The organism is Burkholderia sp. Bp8963, assembly GCF_003854275.1.
Taxonomy (GTDB): domain Bacteria; phylum Pseudomonadota; class Gammaproteobacteria; order Burkholderiales; family Burkholderiaceae; genus Burkholderia.
In genome coordinates this window covers 12391-35723 of sequence record NZ_QTQP01000050.1, presented here as the reverse complement: position 1 = coordinate 35723, position 23333 = coordinate 12391, and the positions used below count along the sequence as shown (strand labels likewise).

General features: G+C 68.1%; 23 protein-coding genes. 4 read left to right on the top strand and 19 right to left on the bottom strand.

The genetic code is table 11. The annotated features are described in order from the left end of the window. The first annotated feature begins 130 nt into the window (after positions 1-130). Positions 131-430, top strand: a complete 300-nt coding sequence (locus tag DID96_RS30000; protein WP_124602856.1) for a hypothetical protein — start codon at positions 131-133, stop codon at positions 428-430. Positions 431-482: 52 nt separating this feature from the next. After that, entirely contained in the window at positions 483-740 is a 258-nt protein-coding gene (locus DID96_RS29995; protein WP_124602855.1) for a hypothetical protein, read from the top strand. Between the two features lie 69 nt (positions 741-809). On the opposite strand, the gene DID96_RS29990 is transcribed toward DID96_RS29995, so the two are convergent. Next, positions 810-2021: an MFS transporter gene (locus DID96_RS29990; RefSeq protein WP_124602854.1), complete on the bottom strand. Its 1212-nt coding sequence runs from the start codon at positions 2019-2021 to the stop codon at positions 810-812. Between the two features lie 255 nt (positions 2022-2276). Here DID96_RS29990 and DID96_RS29985 point away from each other — a divergent pair, with 255 nt between their 5' ends. Further along, positions 2277-2654, top strand: a complete 378-nt coding sequence (locus tag DID96_RS29985) for a hypothetical protein (protein ID WP_124602853.1) — start codon at positions 2277-2279, stop codon at positions 2652-2654. Between the two features lie 146 nt (positions 2655-2800). Here the strand turns inward: DID96_RS29985 and DID96_RS29980 are convergent, their stop codons facing one another. The 18 genes from DID96_RS29980 to DID96_RS29895 all read right to left on the bottom strand — a co-directional run bounded on the left by DID96_RS29980 (position 2801) and on the right by DID96_RS29895 (position 22218). Beyond that, on the bottom strand, positions 2801-3970 hold the full coding sequence (locus tag DID96_RS29980) for a DUF4382 domain-containing protein (RefSeq protein WP_124602852.1): 1170 nt from the start codon (positions 3968-3970) through the stop codon (positions 2801-2803). Positions 3971-4273: 303 nt separating this feature from the next. Next, on the bottom strand, positions 4274-7300 hold the full coding sequence (locus DID96_RS29975; protein WP_124602851.1) for a type III restriction-modification system endonuclease: 3027 nt from the start codon (positions 7298-7300) through the stop codon (positions 4274-4276). Next, a complete protein-coding gene (locus DID96_RS29970; RefSeq protein ID WP_124602850.1) occupies positions 7300-9306 on the bottom strand; it encodes a site-specific DNA-methyltransferase in 2007 nt (668 codons plus the stop codon). Before DID96_RS29970 ends, DID96_RS29975 begins: the two co-directional genes overlap by 1 nt. A 342-nt stretch (positions 9307-9648) precedes the next feature. Then, the gene (locus tag DID96_RS29965; RefSeq protein WP_124602849.1) at positions 9649-10803 is read right to left on the bottom strand and encodes a porin; all 1155 of its coding nucleotides are present in this window, start codon (positions 10801-10803) and stop codon (positions 9649-9651) included. Positions 10804-11133: 330 nt separating this feature from the next. After that, entirely contained in the window at positions 11134-11811 is a 678-nt protein-coding gene (locus DID96_RS29960) for a response regulator (protein WP_124602848.1), read from the bottom strand. Positions 11812-11823: 12 nt separating this feature from the next. Next, the gene (locus tag DID96_RS29955; protein ID WP_124602847.1) at positions 11824-13191 is read right to left on the bottom strand and encodes a sensor histidine kinase; all 1368 of its coding nucleotides are present in this window, start codon (positions 13189-13191) and stop codon (positions 11824-11826) included. Between the two features lie 90 nt (positions 13192-13281). Then, entirely contained in the window at positions 13282-14130 is an 849-nt protein-coding gene (locus tag DID96_RS29950; RefSeq protein WP_185732405.1) for an ABC transporter permease, read from the bottom strand. 33 nt (positions 14131-14163) lie between these two features. Beyond that, positions 14164-14961, bottom strand: coding sequence for an ABC transporter ATP-binding protein (locus tag DID96_RS29945; RefSeq protein ID WP_124602845.1), 798 nt, complete (start codon positions 14959-14961; stop codon positions 14164-14166). A 130-nt stretch (positions 14962-15091) separates the two neighbouring features. Then, the gene (locus DID96_RS29940; RefSeq protein ID WP_124602844.1) at positions 15092-16099 is read right to left on the bottom strand and encodes an ABC transporter substrate-binding protein; all 1008 of its coding nucleotides are present in this window, start codon (positions 16097-16099) and stop codon (positions 15092-15094) included. 161 nt (positions 16100-16260) lie between these two features. After that, on the bottom strand, positions 16261-17043 hold the full coding sequence (fliR, locus tag DID96_RS29935) for a flagellar biosynthetic protein FliR (protein WP_124602843.1): 783 nt from the start codon (positions 17041-17043) through the stop codon (positions 16261-16263). Positions 17044-17062: 19 nt separating this feature from the next. Beyond that, positions 17063-17335, bottom strand: coding sequence for a flagellar biosynthesis protein FliQ (gene fliQ / locus DID96_RS29930; RefSeq protein WP_124602842.1), 273 nt, complete (start codon positions 17333-17335; stop codon positions 17063-17065). A gap of 16 nt (positions 17336-17351) precedes the next feature. After that, complete coding sequence (gene fliP / locus DID96_RS29925; protein ID WP_124602841.1) at positions 17352-18113, bottom strand: flagellar type III secretion system pore protein FliP; 762 nt, start codon at positions 18111-18113, stop codon at positions 17352-17354. Between the two features lie 69 nt (positions 18114-18182). Further along, positions 18183-18815, bottom strand: coding sequence for a flagellar biosynthetic protein FliO (gene fliO / locus DID96_RS29920; protein WP_124602840.1), 633 nt, complete (start codon positions 18813-18815; stop codon positions 18183-18185). After that, complete coding sequence (gene fliN, locus DID96_RS29915) at positions 18812-19291, bottom strand: flagellar motor switch protein FliN (protein WP_124602839.1); 480 nt, start codon at positions 19289-19291, stop codon at positions 18812-18814. The genes fliO and fliN overlap by 4 nt, the downstream gene beginning before the upstream one ends. Continuing rightward, positions 19284-20282, bottom strand: a complete 999-nt coding sequence (gene fliM / locus DID96_RS29910) for a flagellar motor switch protein FliM (RefSeq protein WP_124602838.1) — start codon at positions 20280-20282, stop codon at positions 19284-19286. The genes fliN and fliM overlap by 8 nt, the downstream gene beginning before the upstream one ends. A 24-nt stretch (positions 20283-20306) precedes the next feature. Further along, a complete protein-coding gene (fliL, locus tag DID96_RS29905; protein WP_124602837.1) occupies positions 20307-20846 on the bottom strand; it encodes a flagellar basal body-associated protein FliL in 540 nt (179 codons plus the stop codon). A gap of 134 nt (positions 20847-20980) precedes the next feature. Then, the gene (locus tag DID96_RS29900; RefSeq protein WP_124602836.1) at positions 20981-21703 is read right to left on the bottom strand and encodes an LrgB family protein; all 723 of its coding nucleotides are present in this window, start codon (positions 21701-21703) and stop codon (positions 20981-20983) included. A 38-nt stretch (positions 21704-21741) separates the two neighbouring features. Continuing rightward, positions 21742-22218: a CidA/LrgA family protein gene (locus DID96_RS29895; protein WP_185732404.1), complete on the bottom strand. Its 477-nt coding sequence runs from the start codon at positions 22216-22218 to the stop codon at positions 21742-21744. Positions 22219-22354: 136 nt separating this feature from the next. Here DID96_RS29895 and DID96_RS29890 point away from each other — a divergent pair, with 136 nt between their 5' ends. Further along, positions 22355-23281: a LysR family transcriptional regulator gene (locus DID96_RS29890; RefSeq protein ID WP_124602835.1), complete on the top strand. Its 927-nt coding sequence runs from the start codon at positions 22355-22357 to the stop codon at positions 23279-23281. Positions 23282-23333 lie beyond the last annotated feature (52 nt).

Below are 23333 nucleotides of genomic sequence, written 5' to 3'. Positions count from 1 at the left end.
CGACAACGCTTTGCAGCCCGCGTAAACACCCGTTACCAGTCTCGCAGACCCGTTGCACCTGTGTCAGGAGTCGCCGCCTACACTGCGTACCGTGTTCACTGAAAGCACGTCATGTGCAGGGAGTAGCGAGATGAACAAGAAACTTCTCGGTGCAGTTCTCGGTGTAGCAGTGCTCGCGGCGTCGGGTGCCGCATCGGCCCACGTCGACGTCGCGGTCGGCATCGGCGTGCCGGGCGTGTATGCGCCGCCGCCGCCGGTGTATGTCGCGCCGCCGGTCTATGCGGCGCCGCCCGTCACGTATGCGCCGGTCGGCTATCGCTACGACGACTGGCGTGCGCGCGAATGGCGCGAACGCGAGTGGCGTCGCCATGAATGGCGCGAGCACGAGTGGCGTGGGCGCGACTGGCACGATCGCGGCCGCTGGGACTGATACGCGCAACTAATACAAATAACCGGCTCGCAACGACGAGGAGGGTGATCGCATGACCACCATTCGACACATCAGGCTGTTCGCGCTCGCCGCCGGCGTCGCGCTCGCATCGATCGGCAGCGCGCAAGCGGCAGGCTGCATGAAAGGCGCGGTCGTGGGTGGCGTCGCCGGCCACTACGCAGGCCACCATGCGGTGGTGGGCGCGGTCGGCGGCTGCATCGTCGGTCACCACATGGCGAAGAAGCACGCCGAAGAACAGGCCGCGCAACGCAAGGCCGCCACCGCGCAGGGCGTCCAACCGGCGCAGTAAGCGCGCCAGCGGCGGGCGCATGACTTCGGTCATGCGTCCGCCGACCACTTCATTCCGATTCAGCTTCCGTCAATTCACGCGCACGGTCCTCCCCGGCGCAAACGCACACATCGCAAGCGGCACGACCACGATCGCCGCCCCCGTGTAGAACATCGCGGGCGCGCCGAAGCGCTGCCAGATCCACCCGGCAATCGCGCTCGCGAGCAGCATCGCGACGCCGCTCGCGAGATTGAACAGCCCGAACGCGGTGCCGCGCCATTCGGCCGGCGCGGTATCGGCGACCATCGCCGCGAGTATCCCTTGTGTGAATCCCATGTGCAGCCCCCACACCGCGACGCCGGTCAGCACCGTCGCGATGTCCGCGTGCGCGCCGAGCAGCAGGTCGGCGGCGATCAGCAGCGCCATCCCGATCGCGAGCAGCGCGCGGCGATCGAGCCGGTCCGACACGACGCCCGCCGGATACGCGGACAGCGCATACGCGCCACTCATCACGACCATCACCGACGGAATCCACGCGACGTCGATCCCGGTCTGCTGCGCGCGCAGCACGAGGAACGCCTCGCTGAAGCGAGCCAGCGTGAACGTCGCGCCGATCGCGACAACGTACCAGTAGCGTCCGGAAAACGCGCGCAGCGCGCGCCTGTCGAGCGGTGAACGGAACGGGCGGGCACGGCCCGCTCGCAAGGCATCGGGCTCGCGCACGCCGAACACGATCACGGCGAGCGTCGCGAATGCGGGAATCGACGCGAACCACAGCACCGTGCGCATCTGGCCCGCGAACGCGAACATCAGCGCGATCGCGAGCAGCGGGCCGCCGAACGCGCCGACGGTATCCATCGACTGGCGCAGCCCGAAGCACGCGCCCTGGATCTCGGGCGGTGCGACGTCGGCGACCAGCGCATCGCGCGGCGCGCCGCGGATGCCCTTGCCGAACCGGTCGACGAGCCGCGCGGCAATCACGAGGCCGGGCCCGTGCGCGAGCGGAAACAGCGGCTTGGTCAGCGCCGCGAGCCCGTAGCCGGCGAGCAGCAGCGCCTTGCGGCGGCCGAACCAGTCGCTGATCGCGCCGGAGAAGATCCGCACGATCAGCGCGGTCGATTCGGCCGCGCCTTCGAGCACGCCGAGCGCGGCGACGCTCATCCCCATCGTCGTCACCAGATAGACGGGCAGCAGCGCGTGCACGAGTTCGGACGACAGGTCCATCAGCAGGCTGACGAAGCCGAGCGCCCACACGGTGTGCGGGATCGCGGGACGGGACGATACGGCGGTGCGCGAATCCATCTGGCCTCCAGGGCGCCGCGCGGCACGCGTGCGGGACGCGGCTTTCGTCGGCTCAAAGTCAGTGCCGGGATACAACGCGAGTGTCGCGCCGCGCGCGCGGCGTTTCAACTGCCGCGCCACCGCGCACCAACACACGCGCAATGATCTGATCAATGCGTGTGGAACGCCGCGTTACGAATATTTACAACGTGCTGCAGCAGACAATTCGCGCATTCATACAATGCAATCACCTCAATGCGCTCCAAGGAGCAAAAGATGAAACAACGACGCTTCCTGTCCGCGCTCGCAGCGGCACTTCTCGCGCTCGGCGCGGTCTCGGCCCACGCGGCGGCTGGCGGTAACGGCGGTGGCAATGGTGGCGGCGGCGGCCATGGCGCGGGCGGGGTTGGCGGCAACGCCGGCGGCATGGCCGGCGGTCACATGAGCGGCGAAGCGATGTCCCATTCGAACGGCTTCAAGTCCGGCGACCGCGACAAGGGCCTGGCGCGCGCGGCCGACCGTTCGGACACGATCGCCGATCGCTCGGGCAACCAGCCGGGCCGCGGCCATGCGCATGGCCATACCGCGCACACTGCACACACCGCGCATACGACGCACCACGCGAAGCATCACGGGTTCGGCCGTACGCTGTAAGCGCGCTGCGCAGCTGCAAAGCACCAACGAACAGGGCGCCCGAGGGCGCCCTTTCTCATGCCTGCGCGAAATGCGCACGCAAAAAAAGGGCCGCATGTGAACCGCGGCCCTTTCCGTTGCGCGACGAGCGCGTCGCGCTCACATCGTCAGAACGCGAAATTGACGTTCGTCTGGCTGGTCGTCGCGTTGACGGCCGTCGATTGCTTCGCGCCCGACGCCGCGTCCGCCTCGATCGTGTACTGGCCCGCGGCGGCCGGCACCGCCGCGAGCGCGACCGGCAGCGAACCCGTAAACGTGCCGACGATCGGCGCGGCGGTCGGCACCGACAGCGTATAGAAGCCGGTATCCAGGTTCGCGTTCGCCGACGTGATCTCGTACTGCGTCGCATTGACCGACTGCAGCGCCCGCACCAGCGCAGTCGCGCTCGGCGTCACGGTACCGCTGACCGTGCTCATCGTCGAGGCCGGCAGCGAGATCGGCACGTTCGACGTCGACACGGCCGTGGACGTGTTGACGGTCACCGGCACCGAACGGACGATGCCCGACGCGACATTGGTCTGCACGATCACGACGTCGTAGTTGCCCTGCGTCGAGCTCTGGATCAGCGGCGACAGCACGAACTTGCCGGTGCTGTCGGCCACCGTGCCGCGCACGATCTGGCCGCCCTGTTCCGCATACACGGTCGCGCCCGCTTCGGTCGGCGCGACGAAGCCCGAGATCGCGCCGCTGACGACGGTCGGCGTCGCGGTTACGACCGGCTTCAGCGCAAACGAGCCGTTGCCGTGCTGCACGACCGACTTGCACGCGTTGAAGTCGAGCACGAGATCGACGAGCGTGTTCGGCTGCACGGTGAACGGGCTGATGATCTTGATGCCGCTTTGCGTCGCGCTCGGCGTCTGCAGCGGCTGCTCGGTACCGCCCGTCGGCACGACCGAGTTCGCGAGCGTGTTGCCCTGGTTCTGCGCGAGCACGAGGCGAATCTGCTGGTATTGACCGGCCGGCAGCGCGGTCTGGCCGAGGTCGGCGAGCGCGCCGTTGGTCAGCGACAGCAGGTCGATCTTCTGCGCCGCCGGCAGCGTGACCGTCGACCAGCCGGCGTCGTTGTCGCCGGCGTTCGAATTCATGTTGACGCGCACCTGCGACACGGTCACGAAAACGTGATCGAAGCCGCACGACGGCGCATCCGTCATCGCGACGTGCAGCGTGCCGTTCTGCCCGCTGGGGCTGCCGCCGCCATCGCCGCCGCCGCAACCGGCCACCGTGAGCGCAAGCGCGGCGACGGACGCGCACGCGAGCGCCTTGAACAAGGTATTCATGGAAACCCCTCCTTCTTTCTTGTGTGGGTGCCCGGAGCATAGTGCCGGCCCGGCAACACATTGCTCCAAATTTGCAACGAGGCGTAACCGGCCGGGTACGGCGCTTGCGGCCGCAAGTTTTCAGGCGAGCGGCGATGCGCGCGGCGCTGGCCGGAACGGCAATGGAAGAAGGGGCGCGTACAACGTTGTTGCGGCGCGTCATGCCGGCCGCGGCGGGGGGAGGTGATCGGGGAGATGGCCGGCGGAAGTTGCCGCCGGCCCGGCGACACGGTGCGCGCATCGGCGCGCCGTGGCCGTCATGCGTCAGCCTGCGTCGAGCGCCTGCGCCGCGCCCCCGAGCAGCGCGTCGACGCTGCGCGCACGCACGTAGCGCGCGGGCGCAGCACCGTCCGCGAGCGCGCGGAAATGCGCTTCGCCGCACGCGAGCTTCGCGCGTTCGTGCTCGCGCAGCGCGCCGTCGTCGGCGTCGCCCGGCGTATCGACGACGAAGTACAGCCGCGCGTCGCCGCCTTCGCGTGCGAGCACCGCCCAGTCCGGGTGATAGCTGCCGAGCGGCGTCGCCACCTTGAACCATGCGGGCAGCTTCGCGTACAGCGTCACGTCGTCGTGCGCCTCGAGCGCGTCGGCGAACGCGCGCTCGGCGTCCGTCTCGCAGATCACCGCGTCGTGGATCGCCTTGCGCGCGTCCACGCGCAGGTTGCGCAGGTAGCCCGTCAGCGCGTCGCTCTCGAACGATTCGAGCGCGTGCACGTGGCGGTCGCCGAGCTTGCGGTACGAGATGCCGTCGACCAGCGCGAACCGCTTGCAGCGGTTGATCGCGTCGGCCGCGAGCGCGATGAACTGCTGCGGGTTCACGCGGAAATCGTCGAGCCGCCCGCTGTCCGCGAGGATCGTCGCGAGCGAGCGGCGCGTGAGCTGCGTGCGGTCCTGCAGCTCGGTGAGCAGGTCGGGCAGCAGCAACTCGCCTTCGTCGATCAGCACCGTGCCGGCGCCCGCGACCTCGATCGCCTCGACGCCCGCCTGGCCGATGTCGATCTCGGCCTTGCGCCATTGCAGCCGCGCGCGCGCGACGTCCGGCGCGTCGCGCAGCGCAGCCGCGCAGTCCTGCACGAGCTTCGTGTTGTCGAACTGCACGCGGTACACGGTGCGGTGCTTGATGCGGTCCCACAGCGTGCGGAATTCGTCGCCGAGCACGACGGCCTTGCCCGCCGCGTCGCGGCGCAGCTCAACCGCGCGGCGCTCGTCCGCGTTGCGCACCGCAAAGCGGCCCGACAGCTTGCGCAGCGTCGCAACGATCGCCGTGCGCAGCACTTCGAACGCGCCCGGCAGCACGAGTGCGCTCTGCCGCAGCGCATCCTTCAGCCGGTCGAGCACCTTGCCTTGCGCGTCGATGTAGCCGTGTTCGTGCAGGTGCGTCCACAGCACCCGCGACAGCTCGATGCCGAGCGCGTGCGCGGGCCCGTCGCCTTCCTGCACCGCGAGCGCCGCGAACTGGTGTTCCTCGACGATCCCGAAACGGATCCCCGTATCGGCCTCGATCTCCTTCTGCAGGTTCTCCGCGAAGCTCTCGTAGCGTTCGGTCGCGATCACGGTGAGCGTGTTCACGCCCGGGTCGCGCACCCGTTCGCCATCCTGATCGACGGCCAGGCGCAGCCCGCGGCCGAGCGTCTGGCGGCGCTCGCGCTCGGTCTGGATGTCGCGCAGCGTGCAGATCTGGAACACGTTCGGGTTGTCCCAGCCTTCCTTCAGCGCCGAGTGCGAGAAGATGAACTTGAGCGGCGTGTCGAACGACAGCAGCGCTTCCTTCTCGCGCATGATGAGCCCGTACGCGCGCTCCGCGTTCTCGCGGCTCGCGGCGCTGCTTTCGCTCGTGTCGGTCCAGCCGCCCTTGCGGTCGATCGAGAAGTAGCCGTTGTGCGCGGCCTCGACCTCGCGCGCGACGTCGACACCGTCGAACAGCGCGCGATATGCGGGCACGCGCGCGGCGCGCGCATATTCCTCTTCGAAGATCCGCGCGTAGTCGCCCTTCACGGGCATCCCGTTCTCGTCATACCGACGATAGCGTTCGACCGAATCGACGAAGAACAGCGACAGCACCTTCACGCCACGCTCGGAGAGCCGCAGCTCCTTGTCGAGATGCTCGCGGATCGTGCGGCGGATCATCTCGCGCTGCACGGCGAGCGTGTCGATGTCGCCGTACGCTTCGCCGAGCGACAGGAACGATTCGCCTGCGGGGCTGCGCAGCTCGACGTACTCGGCACCCTTCGCCGCATGTACCTCGCCGATCCGCAAGCCGTCGTACAGGTCGCGCTTCGTCACACGCGCGAGATCGTCGCCGTCGGTCACCGACACGATCTGGCGCTTCACGCCGGCCGTGGTCGCGACATCGAGCTCGACGCGCGCGGCGATCGCGCCGCGCCGGTTCGACACGCCGACGAGCCGCAGATACGGCTTGTTGTGCGCGTCCTCGACGATCGCCGACGCGATCTCGATCTGCTTGACGAGCTTGCGCTCGTACGCGTCGACCGCGTCGAGCCGGTACACCATGTGGTGCCGGTCGACGTGCGTCGCCGAATAACGCAGCGTGCACAGCGGCGCCATCGCGGCGAGCGCCTCGCGGCCGCGCCCCTCGAGGCCGCCGTCGACGCTCTGCGGCTCGTCGACGATCACGATCGGCCGCGTTGCGCGAATCAGGTCGATCGGCTTTTCGCCGCCGGTCTTCTCGCTGTCCTTGTAGAGGTTGTTGATGTCCTTCTTGTTGATCGCGGCGACCGTCATCACCATGATCTGGATCGCCGCGCTCGCCGCGAAGTGGCGCACCTGGCCGAGCTTCGCCGAGTCGTACAGGAAGTAGTCGTACGGCACGCCCGCATACAGCCCGCGGAAGTGATCCTCGGTGATCAGCAGCGTCTTGTGCACGCCTTCCTTGATCGCGATCGACGGCACGACGATCACGAACTTCGTGAAGCCATAGCGGCGGTTCAGCTCGAAGATCGTGCGCAGGTACACGTAGGTCTTGCCGGTGCCGGTCTCCATCTCGACCGTGAAGTCGCGCGAGGCCGGGTCGCCGGACGGCGGCAGCCCGCCGCGCAGCTGCACGTCGGCGAGGTTGCGCGCGAGCGCGTCGTCGGTGATCGACAGGTGGTTGCCGACGCCGCGCTCCGACAGCGCGAAGCCGAGCGCCGCCTGCGCGCTCGCCGTCGTGCCGGGCGCCGCATTCGCGAGCACGCTGAAGTCGCCCTGGCACGCTTCCTGGCCGCGAAACAGGTCGCAGACCGCGTCGATCGCGTCGCGCTGGTAGTCGAGGTCCGCTTCGAAATGCAGCCGCATCACAGGCTCCGCACGCGCTTCACGCCGTGCTGCTCGAGCAGCGCGGCGAGATTGAGCTTCGCGACGTCGTCGACGAAGCCGCTGTCGCGGAACAGGCACGTGACGTCGCGCGTCGTGCCGTGCGCGTCGAGCAGCGAGACGATCCCGTCGGCGAGCGGCTCGGCGTCGTCGCGCGACACGCGCGCGTCGAAGCACGCGACGAGCGTATCGCCGATCAGGTGGACCGTCTTGCCGGCGATCGCGTGATGCGTGACCGGCGTGCACAGGTCGAGGCCGAGCTTCAGCGTCAGTTCGGCGAGCAGGTCGTCGTCGGTGCGGCCGGTCTTCACGTGCTCGACGGACGCGAACAGCGCATGGTCGAAGTCGTTGCGGCGCGGATCCCACTCGATCACGTTGGTCGTGTCGAGCCGGTACACGCGGAACCCGAGGTCGCCGCCGCTTTCCGGGAAGTCGCGCGCGACCTGCTGCGCGGCGCGGCGCAGCCGCTCCTTGGTCACCTCGGCGAGCGTCGCGGGCTTCTTCAGCTTCGCGCAGAACTCGGCCGCGGCCTGCTGCGCCTTGTCGTGCCGGTCGAGCGGCTCGGGCAGCTGCACGAGCACGTAGCGGCGCGCGCCGCCGTCGGTCGCATTCAGCTGCATCACCGCGTGGCCGGTCGAACCGGAGCCCGCGAAGCAGTCGACGACGATGTCGTCGCCGCGCGTGCACCAGCCGATCACGGCCGCCGCGAAGTCGACCGGCTTCGGCTGCTCGAACGGCACGCCGAGCGTCTTCAGCAGCACGTCGTCGGTGCCGGCGAACGGCAGCACCGACGGCACGTTCTCGTACATGTTCTCGTCGAGGTAGTAGATCCGCTGCGGCTGCGTGGTTTCGTCCGCGCCGAACTCGATCAGCCCGCGCTCGAGCAGCGCCTGCATCGTCGCGGGCGGATTGCGCCAGCCGCGCTCGGGCATCGCGCACGGCTTGCCGGTGACGGGGTGCACGAGCGGCACGAAGTATTCGTCCGGCGCCTTCTTCTTGTTCGGCCATGCCATCGACACGAGGCGGTACACGCGCCCGCTCTCCGACAGCCGGTCGTACATCACTTCGCCGCCGGACAGGTTCGTCTGCGCCTTGACCCACGCGCGGTACGTCTGCGCGGCGTCGGCGGGCGTCCCGCTGCGGCGCATCGCGTCGTACGCGGCGTCGAGCATCCGCTGCGCGTTGCGCTTCGGCCGCTTTAGCGGCGTCGCTTCATGCAGCGCCTCCGCGTTGCGCGCGAACAGCACGAGCGATTCGTGCTGGTACGCGACGCCGCGCGCGTCGCCTTTCGGATTGCGCTTGTCCCACACGGCGACGCCGAGTTCGTTCTCCTCGCCGAAGATCTCGCGCAGCATCAGCACGAGCGCATGCACCTCGTGCTCGTCGATGTGCACGGCGAGCACGCCTGCGTCGGACAGCAGCGCGTGCGCGAGCTTCAGGCGCGGGTACATCATGTTCAGCCAGTCGGTATGGAACCGGCCGTTCGCCTCGGTGTTGGTGCTGCGCTTCACGCCGCCGTCCGTCTGTCCCGTGACCGCGAGGTAGTGGCGCAGGCTGTCGCTGAAGTCGTCCGGATAGACGAAATCGCTGCCGGTGTTGTACGGCGGGTCGATATAGACCAGCTTCACCTTGCCCGCGTAGCTCTTGTGCATCAGCTTCATCACGTCGAGGTTGTCGCCCTCGATCACGAGGTGGCGCGTGTCGTCCCACGCGACGCTGTCGGCCGGGCAGGGCCGCAGCGTGCCGGTCGATGGCGTGAGCGCGGCCTGGCGCGCGCGGCGCTTGCCGTGCCAGTGAAAACCGTATCTTTCGTCGGCGTCGCCGACCGTGCGATCGCCGACCAGCGCCTTCAGCGCGTCGACGTCGACCGATGCGCCGTCAGGGCCTTCGGTCACGAGTTCGGGGAACAGCGCCTTCAGGCGCGCGACGTTGTCGGCGGTGAAGTCCGTCGACATCGCCTGCGGGCTCGCCGCATCGAGTTTCTGCATCGTCTTTTTCCATCCTGGGCCCGGCCGCGACGCGCCCGGAGGTCGGGCGCCGCGGCGGGCGAACCCGAAACGCTAGCGAGTCGGTCGGCCGAGGTCAAGCGCCGATGTGCGCCGAAATGCGCGCGCCGGCCCGGATCGCCCGCCGGACGGACGGCGCGGGGCGGCAAGCGGGTTGTCGCACCGTGCGGCGCGCGGGCCGGATTGGCACCGGAAAAAGGGAACGGAACGTGCGACGAAAAAAAGGGCACGGACGACGCGTTGCGCCGCCGTGCCCGAGGGAGCGTCCGGGAACAGAGAAAACCGGCAGGGCGCGGGGCGCCCTGTCCGGGGTTGGAAGCGGGGTCAGAAGCGGGTACGGATACCGGACGTCAGCTCGAGCTGGTTCTTCGAGCCGAACGTCGACGACACCTTGTAGTCGCCGTGCAGGCGCATGTAGTCGCCGGCCAGGTACACCTCGGTGCGCTTCGACAGGTGATAGAACACCGAGCCGTACAGCGTTTCCTTGTAGCCGTTGCCGACACCGTTCGTCAGGCTGAACCCGCCGAGGTTCGCGTTCGGCGTGAAGCCGTCCGCGTTGAACGCGGCGTTATGCACGCGCATCTGCTGGTAGCCGAGCTCGTAGTCGAGCGGGCCCTTCGGCGCGATCTTCATCGACACCGTCCACGAATTGTCGTGGCGCTGGCCGAGCGCGCCCTGGTCGCCGTTGTAGCGGAAGTAGCCAGCATTCAGGCGCACGATGCTGAACGTGTAGTTGCCACCGACCGAGAACGTCTGGTTCCGGAAGCTGTCGTGGTTCACGTGGTTGTAGAAGCCCGACACGTTGAACGGCCCGCCGTTGTAGCCGAGCGCGAGCTGGTACGCCGAGCCGGTCGCGAACTGCGTCGAGTTGCTGAACTGGTAGCCGGCGGCCGCGAAGATGCCGTTGTCGAACAGCTTCTTCCACGCGACGCCGTTGTTGTAGCGCGTGCCGGTCGGGCCGGCCGCGTAGAAGATCATCTGCTTGAAGTTGTTCGAGTTGGTCCAGCCGCCTTCCTCGGTGGTCAGCTGCGCGGTGCCATACGCATCGCCGTAGATCGCTGCCGCGTCGCGCGCAATCGTGTTCTGGAAGCCGGCCGTCAGCTTGCCGAAGCGGTCGTCCTGGACACCCACCCACGAATCGCGGTCGAAGATCTGGCCCGGGTCTTCCATCTGGCCATTGGCGACCACGAATTCGCTTTCGAGGCGGAAGATGATCTTGGTGCCGCCGCCGATGTCTTCAGCGCCGCGCAGGCCCCAGCGGCTGCCGCTGAACCACGGTTCACCTTCGTTGCCCATGCCGATCACGTGGTTGCCGTTCGCGTCGGCGTGCGTGCGGTAGGTCGGGAAGCTCAGGTCCATCAGGCCGTAGAGCTGCACGCTCGACTGCGCGTGGACTTGCGTGGCGGCGCACAGGCCTGCCGCAGCAAAGGAAAGGGCCAGGGTTTTTCGTTTCAAGATCGTCTCCTCCGGGTGCCGCATTGAAATTAGGTTATTGGCAGTCCGTAGCGGATGCCATGCGATGCCGGTGCTTGCGTGATGACCGGCTCGTAGAATCCTAGGCGGCGAAACCCTTCACGGCGCTTTCCCAGTGACGTGAAACCGATTGGTGAAAACACCAAACGACAACGGCTCATGGCACGCCACAGGCCGAGCGCACGGGCTGGAGCGGGTTTTCCGCACCGCACGCGGGCGCAGGCACGTGATGCGTGAATACAACAGTGTGGACGGGAGGCGAGCGGGAAATCAAAGGCGTGCAAACGCGCTGCCGCAGCGAGCGGCAGGCCGCGCGCGCAGACCGTGCAGGCCGCGTCAGGCTTGCGCGGTCTTGCTGCGCAGGATGTAGCCGAGCCCGCGCAGCGTGATGATTTCCGCGCTGCTGCTGGCGAGATGCTTGCGCAGCCGGTGGATGTAGATGTCGATCGCGTCGGCGCTCGGCTCGTCGTCGAGCGCGAACACGCTGTCCATCAGCCGCGCCTTCGACACGGTCTTGTTCTGCTGCAGCATCAGCGTTTCGAGGATCGCGTGCTCGCGGCGGCGCAGCACGAGCGGCACGTCGCCGCAGCGGAATTCGCGCGTGCCGAACGCATAGACGAGGTCGCCGCACACGAGCTGGGTCGCGCCGACGCCCGCCTGGCGGCGGATCAGCGCGCGGATCCGCGCGACCAGCTCGCGCGATTCGAACGGCTTCACGACGTAGTCGTCGGCGCCCGCACCGAAGCAGTCGACCTTGTCGTCGACCGAGCCGTGCGCGGTCAGCATCAGCACCGGCACGTTGTCGTTGCGGCGCCGCAGCCGCCCGAGCACTTCCTTGCCGCTGATGCCCGGCAGCCGCATGTCGAGCAGCACCGCGTCGTAGCGCTCGGTCTTCAGCACCGCATCGGCGCCTTCGCCGTCGCCGACGCTGTCGACCGCGAAATCCTCGCCACGCAGCAGGTTCACGATCCAGTGCGCGAGTTCGGCGTTGTCTTCGACCAGCAGGAGTTTCATCACATACTCACTTCAAACATACGCGGGCAGCCGCACCGTCACGACGATCCCGCGGTTGCCGGGCCCCGGCGCGAGCGACACCATCCCGCCGTGCGCCTGCGCGATCTCGCGCACGATCGCGAGGCCGAGCCCCGATCCTTCAGTATCGCTCGACACGCGGTAGAAGCGCTTGAACACGTGCGGGCGCGCTTCCGGCGGAATGCCGGGGCCGTTGTCGATCACGTCGAGCACGACCGTCTCGTCTTCGCGGCGTGCGGCGACCGTCACGCAGCCGCCCGGCTGCGTGTAGCGGACCGCATTGTCGACGAGGTTCATCACCAGTGCGGTCAGCAGGCTGTCGCTGCCCGTCACGTCGAGATGCTCGCCGAGATCGGCGCCGAGGTCGATATTGCGCCGCTGCGCGAGCACGATCGTCTCCTCGAGTACGCTCGATACGACCGTAGCGAGATCGACGCGATGGGTCAGCAGCGTCGACGGCGTCGCCTCCGCATGCGCGAGCAACAGCAGCTTGTCGGTCACGTCAGCCATCTTGCGGCTGCTGCGCTGCATGCTGTCGAGCATCGCGGTCAGCTCCGGATCGTCGCGCTCGCGCTGCTGCGCGTACTGGATCTGCGTGTCGAGCACCGCGATCGGCGTGCGCAGCTGGTGCGCGGCATCGGCGATGAAGCGCCGCTGCGTCGCGGTATGCGTGTTCAGGCGTGCGATGCACTGGTTGATCGCGTCGACGATCGGCCGCAGCTCGTGCTGCAGCCGTTCGGGGCGGATCGGCTCCAGCTCCATCGGCCCGCGGTCCGCAACGTCGTCCTTCAGCTTCATCAGCGGCCGCAACTCGAAGGTGAGGCCGAGATAGACGAGCACGACCGCGAGCAGCAGCATCAGCGACAGCCGCGCGAGCTGCGGCCGCCAGATCGTGTCGAGCATCGCGCCGCGCGAGCGCGTCGTCTTCGCGACCGCGACCGTCACCGTCTCCACCTGGCCTTCGTTGTACAGCTGGCGATCGTACGCGACCGCGCGCAGCGCGATGCCGTCGAGCGCGGTGTTGTACAGCGCCGGCTCGACGCCGTGCTGCGCGGGCACGTCGAGCTCGGGATTGCCCGCGAGCAGCCGGCCGTGGCCGTCGATCACCTTGTAGAACACCGAATCGCGCGACGGCGATTCGAAAATCTCCAGCGCGGCGGGCGGCACATCGGCCACCAGGTAGCCGTTGCGCCACTCGATGTCCTCGCCGATCGTGCGCGCGGAGGCGATGAGCGCGCTGTCCTGCACCAGATCGGCGGTGCGGCGCGCGGTGTCGTGCGACATCGCACCCGCGATCAGCACGAACACCGTGAGCGGCAGCAGCAGCCACCAGAGCAGCCGCCCGCGCAGGCTGTGCGTCATCCGTTCACGCTCCTTCTCCACAATGCCGAACGGCGCCCGGGGCCGGGAAGGCCTCAGGCGCGGTCGGGGTCAAGCCTTGTCGTACGGTGTTCAGAACGCGGCGGGGCGCCACTTCAGCAACCGCTTCTCCAGCGTGGTCAGCAGGTAGTCCGCGGCCAGCGCAACCACGGCCAGCACGATCATCGCCGCGAACACGCCGCTCGCGTTGAACGCACCCTGGGCGGTGGAGATTAACAGGCCGATGCCCTGCTTGGAACCCAGGAACTCGCCGACAACCGCACCGACCAGCGCGAAGCCGAAGCTCACGTGCAGGCTCGCGAGAATCCAGCTCAGCGCGGACGGAATCACGACCGCCGTGGTGATCTGCCGGCGCGACGCGCCGAGGATCTGCGCGTTCGCGATCAGGTAGCGGTCCGCTTCGCGCACGCCCTGGAACGCGTTGCCGAACACGACGAAGAACACCATCACGACGGCGAGGGCGATCTTCGACGCCATGCCGAGGCCGAGCGCGATCACGAAAATCGAGCCGAGCACGACGCGCGGGATCGAGTTCGCGATTTGAATATAGAGACCGAACACGTCGGACATCAGCTTGTTGCGGCCGAGCACGATCCCGCAAATCACGCCGGCGACCGAGCCGATCACGAAGCCGATCGTGGTTTCCTCGAGCGTCACCCAGACCTGCGTGAGCAGCGGGCCCTGCGACGTGCCGTTCACGAACCAGTCGACGATCTGGTCATAGATCAGCGACGGCATCGAGAAGAAGAACGGATCGATCCACTTGAGCCGCGCGGCGAGTTCCCAGCCGCCCAGCACGAGGACGAGCACGGCGATTCGCAGGCCGATGATGAGGTGCCGGCGGCGGCGCAGCCGGATCTGTGCGGCGCGCTGCTCGTCCTCGAGCGACGTCGCCGGAATGGCGGTGGTGGGAAGCGTCATGTCAGTCATGCTCCAGTCCTGTCCTTGTAACGTTTACCCGATCTGCACTTCTTCGCGCAGGTCGTGCCAGATGTCCTTGGAAATTTCGATGAAATGCGGGTGATAGCGGATCTCCGACGTGACGCGCGGGCGCGGCAGGTCGATCTCGTACACGCGCTTGAGCGTCGCCGGACGCGCGGTGAGCACGAACACGCGGTCCGCCAGCGCGATCGCCTCTTCGAGATCGTGCGTGACGAACACGACCGAGCCCTTGTTCGCGGACCAGAGCTGCAGCAGCTCGTCCTGCATCAGCGTGCGGGTCTGCATGTCGAGCGCGGAGAACGGCTCGTCCATCAGCAGGATTTCCGGCTGGTTGATGAAGGTCTGCGCGAGCGCGACGCGCTTGCGCATCCCGCCCGACAGCTGGTGCGGGTAGTGCTTCGCGAACTTGTCGAGGCCGACCTTGCGAATCCATTCCTCGGCCTGCGCGTACGCGACGTCCTTCGAGCGCCCGCGAAACAGCGGGCCCGCCGCGACGTTGTCGATCACGTTGCGCCACGGGAACACGGCGTCGGCCTGGAACACGAAGCCGATGCGCGGATCGATGCCGTCGACCGGGCGGCCCATCACGCGCACCTCGCCCGACGCGGGCTTGAGCAGCCCCGTGATCATGTTGAGCGTCGTCGACTTGCCGCAGCCGGTCGGGCCGACGATCGCGATGAACTCGCCGCGCGCGACGCTCATGCTGAAGTCGCGCAGCGCGACGGTCGCCTTGCCTTCCGGGGAAATGAATCGGCACGACACGTTGCGAAACTCGATCGCCGGTGTGCTCGGTGAAACTGCCTGGGTCATCGCATTCGTCCTGCGGGTGGAAGACGCTGCCTTGGGAGCGGCGCCGGGGCCGGTCAGCCGGGCCGGAACGGGGGAGCGGGGCGGCGGGATCGTCCGCCGCGGCGCTTGCTTTGCTCTTGAGTCGTCGTGCTTACTTCGCGGTCACGTACTCGTTCGTGTAGGTGCGCGCGAGGTCGATGTGCTTGCCCTTCACCGACGGGTTGAACGCCGACAACACCTTCAGCACCGTCGCCGGGCCGTCGGCCGGCATCTTCGCGTCGGCGGTGTACATCGGCAGCGACGCCTTCAGCGCGCTCACGTACAGCGTCTTGTCCTTCTGGTAGTCGGCCGGCATCTTCGCGGCGATTTCCTCGGCGCTGTGCGTATGGATGAACTGCATCGTCTTCGCGAACGCATGCGCGAGCTTGGTCGCCTGCGCCTTGTGCGCGTCGGCCCATGCGGACTGCACGTACAGGCTCGCGGCCGGGTAGGTGCCGCCGAGCGCCGCGCGCGTGCCTTCGACGGTTCGCATGTCGACCAGCACCTTCGCGTCGCCCATCTTCTCGAGCGCGGACACGGTCGGCTCGGTCGTCATCCCGGCGTCGATCCGGCCCTGCTTGATTGCGGCGATGAAGCTCGCGTCGGCGCCGACCGGCAGCATCGTGTACTGCGTCGACTGCACGCCATGCTGCAGCGCGAGGTATTGGGTCAGGAAGCTCGTCGACGAGCCGAGGCCCGTCACGCCGAGCGTCTTGCCCTTGGAGTCGGCCATCGACTTGAAGGTCGGCGCGGCCTTGGTCGACACCATCTCGACTTCGCCCGGCACCTGGCCGAACACGGCGATCGCCTTCACGTCCTTGCCCTTGCTCTGCAGGTCGATCGTGTGGTCGTAAAAGCCGACGACACCCTGCACGGCGCCCGCGAGCAGCTCGTTCTCGGCGTCGACGCCGGCCGGCTGCGACAGCAGTTCGACGTCGAGCCCTTCGTCCTTGAAGTAGCCGAGTTCCTGGGTCAGGCGCGCGGGCAGGTAGATCAGCTTTGCGATCCCGCCGACCATGATCGTGATCTTGCCGCCGTCGTCTGCGGCGAGGGCGGGGTGCGCGGCGAGCGCGCAGGTGAGGCTGGCTGCAACGGCGAGGTGGCGCAGGATGGGTCGCATCGGGTTGTCTCCGTTCGTTGTCCGTGTGGCGCGATGCTCTCTTGCATCGTTGCAACGAGTATAGGGATCCGAAACCTTCTGCAACCTTTCGCGAACCGGCGATTCCTTTAGGGGTTTTCCAGCAATCTGTTCCAACGAATCGGCGGGGGCGCGGGCGGCGGCTACCGCCAGCCGAGCGCGATCCGCCCCATTGCATCGAGCCCGATATCGAACAGGTGCCTGAAGAACGGCACCATGTTCGGCACCATCAGCTGCACGAGCAGCAGGCCGACCAGCATCGTGACCGGGAAGCCGACCTGGAAGATGCCGATCTGCGGCGCCGCGCGGTTCAGGATGCCGAGCGCGAGGTTCGCGATCAGCAGCGCCGCGACCACCGGCAGCGCCAGCAGCAGGCCCATCTGGAATACCGTCGTGCCGAACATCGCGAGCGCGCGCCAGCCGGGCGCGTGCAGCAGGTCGGCCGACACCGGCAGTAACTGGAACGACGCGGCGAGCGCGGCCAGCACCTGCAGGTGGCCATCGAACGCAAGAAACGCGAGGATCGCGACCGCGTTCAGGAAGCGGCCCATCACCGGCGTCGCGCCGCTTGTGTGCGGATCGAAGAAGGTCGCGAAGCCGAGGCCCATCGACAGGCCGATCACGTCGCCGGCGGCCTCGACCGCGGCGAACACGACCTGCATCGCGAAGCCCATCGCGGCGCCGATCAGGAACTGCGTGACGACGATCCAGATCCCCTGCGCGGAAAACGCGGTGACGGCCGGCATCGCCCCGAGCGTCGGCGCGACTATCAGCGCGATGAACGCGGCGACGCCGATCTTCACGCGCATGGGCACCGACGCGTGGCCCGTCACCGGTGCGGTCGCGACGAGCGCGAGCATCCGCACGAACGGCCACAGGAACGCCGTGAGCCACGCGTTGAGCTGCGCGTAGGTGACCGAGAACATCGTCGCGGGCGCGCGCCGCTCAGCCCGCGCCGAGCGTCGCGACGTGCAGCAGCGTCTGCCGCAGGTAGTCGAGCATCGTCGTCAGCATCCACGGCCCCGCGATCACGAGCGTCGCGAGCACCGCGAGCAGCTTCGGGATGAACGACAGCGTCGTCTCGTTGATCTGCGTCGCGGCCTGGAACAGGCTCACGACGAGGCCGACCGCGAGCGCGACCAGCAGCAGCGGCGCGGCGAGCAGCAGGCCGACCATCATCGCCTGGTGGGCGAGCGACATCACTTGTTCGGGTGTCATCGAAGGCTCCCGGCAGTCAGGCGAAGCTCTGCGCGAGCGAGCCGATCAGCAGCTGCCAGCCGTCGACGAGCACGAACAGCATCAGCTTGAACGGCAGCGACACGGTGGACGGCGACACCATCATCATCCCCATCGACATCAGCACGCTCGCGACCACCATATCGATGATCAGGAACGGGATGAAGATCGTGAAGCCGATCTGGAAGCCCGTCTTCAGCTCGCTCGTGACGAACGACGGTACGAGCAGCGACAGCGGCACGTCGTCGGGGCCCTGCATCGGCGCGGCCTTCGAGATCTTCGCGAACAGCGCGAGATCGGTCTCGCGGGTCTGCTTGAGCATGAAGGTCTTGAACGGCGCGACGCCGCGCTGCACGGCCTGCTCCATCGGCACGCTGCCGTCGGAGAACGGCTTGTAGCCGTCCGTGTACGCACGGTCGAGCACCGGCGACATCACGAAGAAGGTGAGGAACATCGCGAGGCCGACGAGCACCTGGTTCGGCGGTGTGGTCGTGGTGCCGAGCGCCTGCCGCAGCAGCGACAGCACGATGATGATGCGCGTGAAGCTCGTCATCATCAGCAGCATCGCCGGCAGGAACGACAGCATCGTGAGCAGCAGCATCGTCTGCACGCTCAGCGAGTAGGTCGTGCCGCCGTGCGGGCCGGGGGCCGCGTTGAACGCAGGCAGGCCCGCCGCCTGCGCGCAGGCGAGCGCGGGGACGAGGCCGAGGATCAGCGCGGGCGCGATGCGCGCCGCGCGGCGCAGGAAAACGTGGGTCATTGGAATGCGGTGAGTGGAAGAGGGCGCGCATGGCCTTCGGCGTACTCGGCCCAATCGCGCGGCGGCATCTCAGCGATCCTTGCCGCGCCCGAGACGTTTCGCGGCCTCGCTCGCGAGCGCATCGCGAAAGCGCACGCCGAAGGAACTGCCTTTGGAGTATGGGTCGAACGTGCCGGGCTGCCCGCCGCCGGAGGAAGGCACGGACGCGTCGGCTGCGGCAGACGCGCGCGCGCCAGGGCCGCCGCCTCCGGGGTTCGCGGCCGCGCCGCCGGCCGGCAGCGTATGCAGCAGCCGCACGTTGCCGGGTGCGACGCCGAGCACGAGCCAGGTATCGCCGATCTCGACGATCGTCGCGCTTTCCTTCGCGCCGACCGCGACGCTCGACACCACCTTCAGCGGGCCGCCGCGCCTTGCCGGCTGGAAGCCGAAACGGCGCGCGAGCCACGCGCAGCCGAACACGAGTCCGATCACGACCACGAGCCCGACGAGCGTCTGCAGCACCGCACCGACGCCGAGCGACGGCGCGGCCGAACCGACGACGACGCCCGACGCGATCGCGTCCGCGTGGTTCACCGCGTTCAGGTCGGCGGCGGCGGCCGGGTGCGCGGCGAGCACGCAGATTACGCCGAGCGCGGCGGCAGCCAGCACCGCGGCCGGCGCAACCGCGGCGAGCGCGCGGCGGCCGGACGTCGCCAACTTCATCGGTTGAGCTTCCGGATACGTTCGGACGGCGTGATGATGTCCGTCAGCCGGATGCCGAACTTGTCGTTGACGACCACCACCTCGCCCTGCGCGATCAGGCAGCCGTTGACGAGCACGTCCATCGGCTCGCCGGCCATGCCGTCGAGCTCGACGACCGAGCCCTGCGCGAGCTGTAGCAGGTTGCGGATCGCGATCTTCGTGCGGCCGAGTTCCACGGTCATCTTGACCGGGATGTCGAGAATCATCTCGATGTCGTTGTGCGTCGAGTTCGCCGCGGCCTTCGACAGCGGCTGGAACACGCCGGCGCCCGTCGCGCCCGCCTGGACCGGCTGATGGTTCTGCTCGGCGAGCGCGGCCGCCCAGTCGTCCATGCCCGGATCGGCCTCGGGCTCGGCCTGCGCTGCGGCCGTTTCCGCCAGCGCGGCATCGGCGAGCGCCTGCGCGTCGAGTTCGGGCGTCTGATTCAGCTCACTCATATCCACCTTCCTTCATCGTGTCGCCCGCGCTGATCATCTTCTGCACGCGCAACGCATATTGACCATTGAAAATCCCGTAACCGCATTCCATCACCGGCACGCCGTCGACCTTCGCGGTGATCGCGTCGCCGATCTCGAGCGGCAGCACGTCGCCCGCGCGCAGGTTGAGCAGCTTCTCGAACGTCGTCGGGACCTCGGCGAGATCCGCGGTCAGCTCGACCTCGGCCGCCTGCACCTGCTGCGACAGCACGCGCACCCAGCGGCGGTCGACCTCGAGCGCCTCGCCCTGGATCGGCGACGCGAGCACGTCGCGAATCGGCTCGACCATCGAATACGGCATGCAGATGTGCAGCGTGCCGCCCGTCGGCCCGAACTCGATCGAGAACTGCGTGACGATCACGATCTCGTTCGGCGTCGCGACGTTCGCGAACTGCGTGTGCATCTCCGAGCGCACGAATTCGAACTGCAGCGGCCGCACGCTCTTCCATGCGGTCGTGTAGTGCTCGAACACGAGGTTCAGCAGCTTGCCGATGATGCGCTGCTCGGTCGCGGTGAAGTCGCGGCCCTCGACGCGCGTGTGAAAGCGCCCGTCGCCGCCGAACAGGTTGTCGACGACGAAGAACACGAGGTTCGGGTCGAACACGAACAGCGACGTGCCGCGCAGCGGCTTCACGTGCACGAGGTTCAGGTTCGTCGGGATCGGCAGGTTGCGGGTGAACTCGCTGTACTTCTGCACCTTCACCTGGCTCACGGAGATTTCCGCGGTGCGCCGCATGAAGTTGAAGATGCCGATCCTGAGCAGGCGCGCGAAGCGGTCGTTGATGATCTCGAGGCCGGGCATCCGGCCGCGGACGATCCGCTCCTGCGTCGCGATGTTGTAGGGGCGGACGCCCGACGAGTCGCGCGATTCGTCGGCGGCGTCGGTTTCGCCCGTGACGCCCTTGAGGAGGGCATCGACCTCCTCCTGGGACATGAATTCTTCGTGGCCCATGCGCGCTCCTTGTTTGCGGCGGCGTTACTGGACGACGAACTCGGTAAACAGCACGTCGTCGACATGCGCACGCTGGTTGCCGGGCTGGGTCGGCTGCTCGGCCAGGCCCTTCAGCTCGTCGGCGAGCGCGCGCTTGCCGTCGGGCGTCGCGAGATCCTCGGGATGCTTGTTCGACAGCGCGAGCAGGATCCGGCTGCGGATTTCCGGCATCCGCGCGGTCAGCTGCTCCTGCGCCTTCGGGTCGGTGAGCTTCAGCGACAGGCCGACGCGCAGGTAGTGCTGGGCGCCGTCGTCCGACTGCAGGTTCACGGTGAGCGGATCGAGCGCGAAGAACACCGGCGCGGCCAGCGGCGCCGGCTCGCTGCTCGCGGCCGCGGCGTGGCCGACGCCTTCCTTGCTCAGGAACACGTACATGCCGCCCGCGGCGGCGGCCGCCGCACCGAGCGCGATGACGGCAATGAGCGCGATGCGCTTGAGCTTGCCGGACGATGCCGGATTGCCGGCGGGCGGATTTGCGGTCGTGGAGGCCATGTGGATGCGTGCGTGATGTCTCGTAGCATGCATTGTTCGGCATCCGGCCCGACGCCGATGGGCGGAAAAGAGGGGGGATTTGCGGCTATCTCAGCCGATTGTCGGGTGGCTGGAGGCGGGATGAAGGGAACGCGGCGCGCGGGGCGGCCCGCCGGGGGCGGGTCCGCTCAGATCGGCAGCAACGTCAACACGGGCGCGAGCAGCACCATCGCGACGCCCGCGATCATCATCGTGAGGCTCGACACGACGCCTTCCTCGCTGCCGATCTCGCGCGCCTTCGCGGTGCCGACGCCGTGCGCGGCCGCGCCGAACAGCGCGCCGCGCGCGAGCCGCGTGCGCAGCGGCACGAGCGCGAGCACGATCTCGCCGAGCAGCATCCCGCAGATGCCGGTCGCGATAACGAACAGCGCGGTCAGGTCCTTCGGCGCGTGGATCTTGTCGGAGACGGCCAGCGCGAACGGCGTCGATACCGAGCGCGTCATCAGCGAGCGCTGCAGCTCCGGCGACAGGTGCAGCAGCTTCGCGAGCAGCAGCGACCCGCAGACCCCGGCGGCAATCCCGACCGCGACGCCGACGGACAGCGACAGCCAGTGCCGGCGGATCAGGTCGCGGTAGTCGTAGATCGGCACCGCGAACGCGATCGTCGCCGGGCCGAGCAGCCACATCAGCCAGCGCGTGTCGCGGAAGTAGACCGAATACGGGATGCCCGTCAGTGCGACGAGCGCGACCAGCACGCCCGGCACGAACACGAGCGGCGAGAACAGCAGCGTCTTCTTGTACGCATAGAGCCGCTTCGACGCGAAATACAGCGCGATCGTCAGCACGAAGCAGCCGACGGAAATCGCGGCATTTGTCTGATCGGCGGACAGGTTCGACAGCGGGTCAAGCATCACGGGCTCCAGGCAGGCGGTTCCGGAAACGGGCGGGCTCAGCCGTGCACGCGGCGGCGTTCGGCGACCACGCGCTGCGCGGCGAGCCGGCGCTCGAGCTTCGCGGCGAGATCGACCGCGACGGCCACCGATACCATCACGAACGCGGTGCCTGCGACGACGACGAGCGCGAGCCGCCAGCCATCCTCGCGGAACAGCCCGCCGTACTGCACGGCCGCGACCGCGGCCGGCACGAAGAACAGCAGCATGTCGGACAGTAGCCAGTTCGCGCCGTCCTTCACCCACTTGGTCGCGACGCCGCCGGAAAACAGCAGCACGAGCAGCACCGCGAGGCCGATCACGCCGGACGGGATCGGCAGCCCGACCGCGCGCACGACCCAGTCGACCGCCATCCACAGCACGCCGAGCGCGGCGGCCTGCAGCGCGATCCGTCCGGTGTGCGCCACGCCGGCGGAAACGGCAGGTGCGGCAGCGACGGCGGGCCGGGCGGCGGCAACGGCGATCGACTTGTTCATGGCGGGCTCCCATACAGATATTTCTTCAATGGCGCAAGTATAGGATTCCCTCATCCATAAATAAAATGACTTGTCTCTATCCTTGTCATTCCAATTCGGAATTCACTGACCGTTGCACCAATTTGGGGAGGCGCTGATGGAATTGCGCGCGCTGCGGTATTTCGTCGAGGTGGTCCGCCAGCAGAGCTTCACCGCGGCGGCGGACAAGCTGTTCGTGACCCAGCCGACCATCAGCAAGATGGTGAAGGCGCTCGAGGACGAGATCGGCTCGCCGCTGTTGCTGCGCGACGGTCGGCAGATGGTGCTGACCGACGCCGGGCGGATCGTGTTTCAGCGCGGGCAGGACGTGCTCGCCGCGCAGGCGCAGCTGCAGTCGGAGCTGAACGACCTCGGCACGCTCGGCCGCGGCGAGCTGGCGATCGGGATCCCGCCGCTCGGCGGCTCGTTGTTTACGCCGATCATCGCCGCGTACAAGCAGCGTTACCCGAACATCGAGCTGAAGCTGTTCGAGCAGGGCGCGCGGATGATCGAGGCGGCGCTGATGTCGGGCGAGCTGGAGCTCGGCGGCTTGCTGGAGCCTGTCGATCCCGCGACGTTCGAGCGGCTGCCGATGGTGCGCGCGCCGCTGTGGCTCGTCGCGCCGCGCGAGTCGCGCTGGGAGGATCAAGTGGCCGTGCCGCTCGCCGACCTCGCGCGCGAGTCGTTCGTGTTCTACGCGGAAAGCCTCGCGCTGCACGACGCGGTGCTCGACGCGTGCCGTCAGGCCGGTTTCACACCGTCGATCGTGAGCCGCAGCGGCCATTGGGATTTCATGGCTGCGCTCGTGCACGCGGGGGTCGGCATTGCATTGTTGCCCGAGCCGTACTGCCGGCGCCTCGATGTGGGGCAGTTCACTTGCAGGCCGATCGTCGAGCCGGAAATCACCTGGGCGATCGCGCTCGGCTGGCTGAAAAAGGGCTACCTGTCGCACGCGGCGCGCGCGTGGCTCGAGGTCGCGCGGGCGACGCTGCCGGTCGCGCCCGGGGACGATCTTGCGTTTGGCGGGTTAAGGGCGAGGGACTAACCGAAAGGCGGCGAGTGGCTATCGCGGCGTCGCCATGCATATTCGAGTGGAC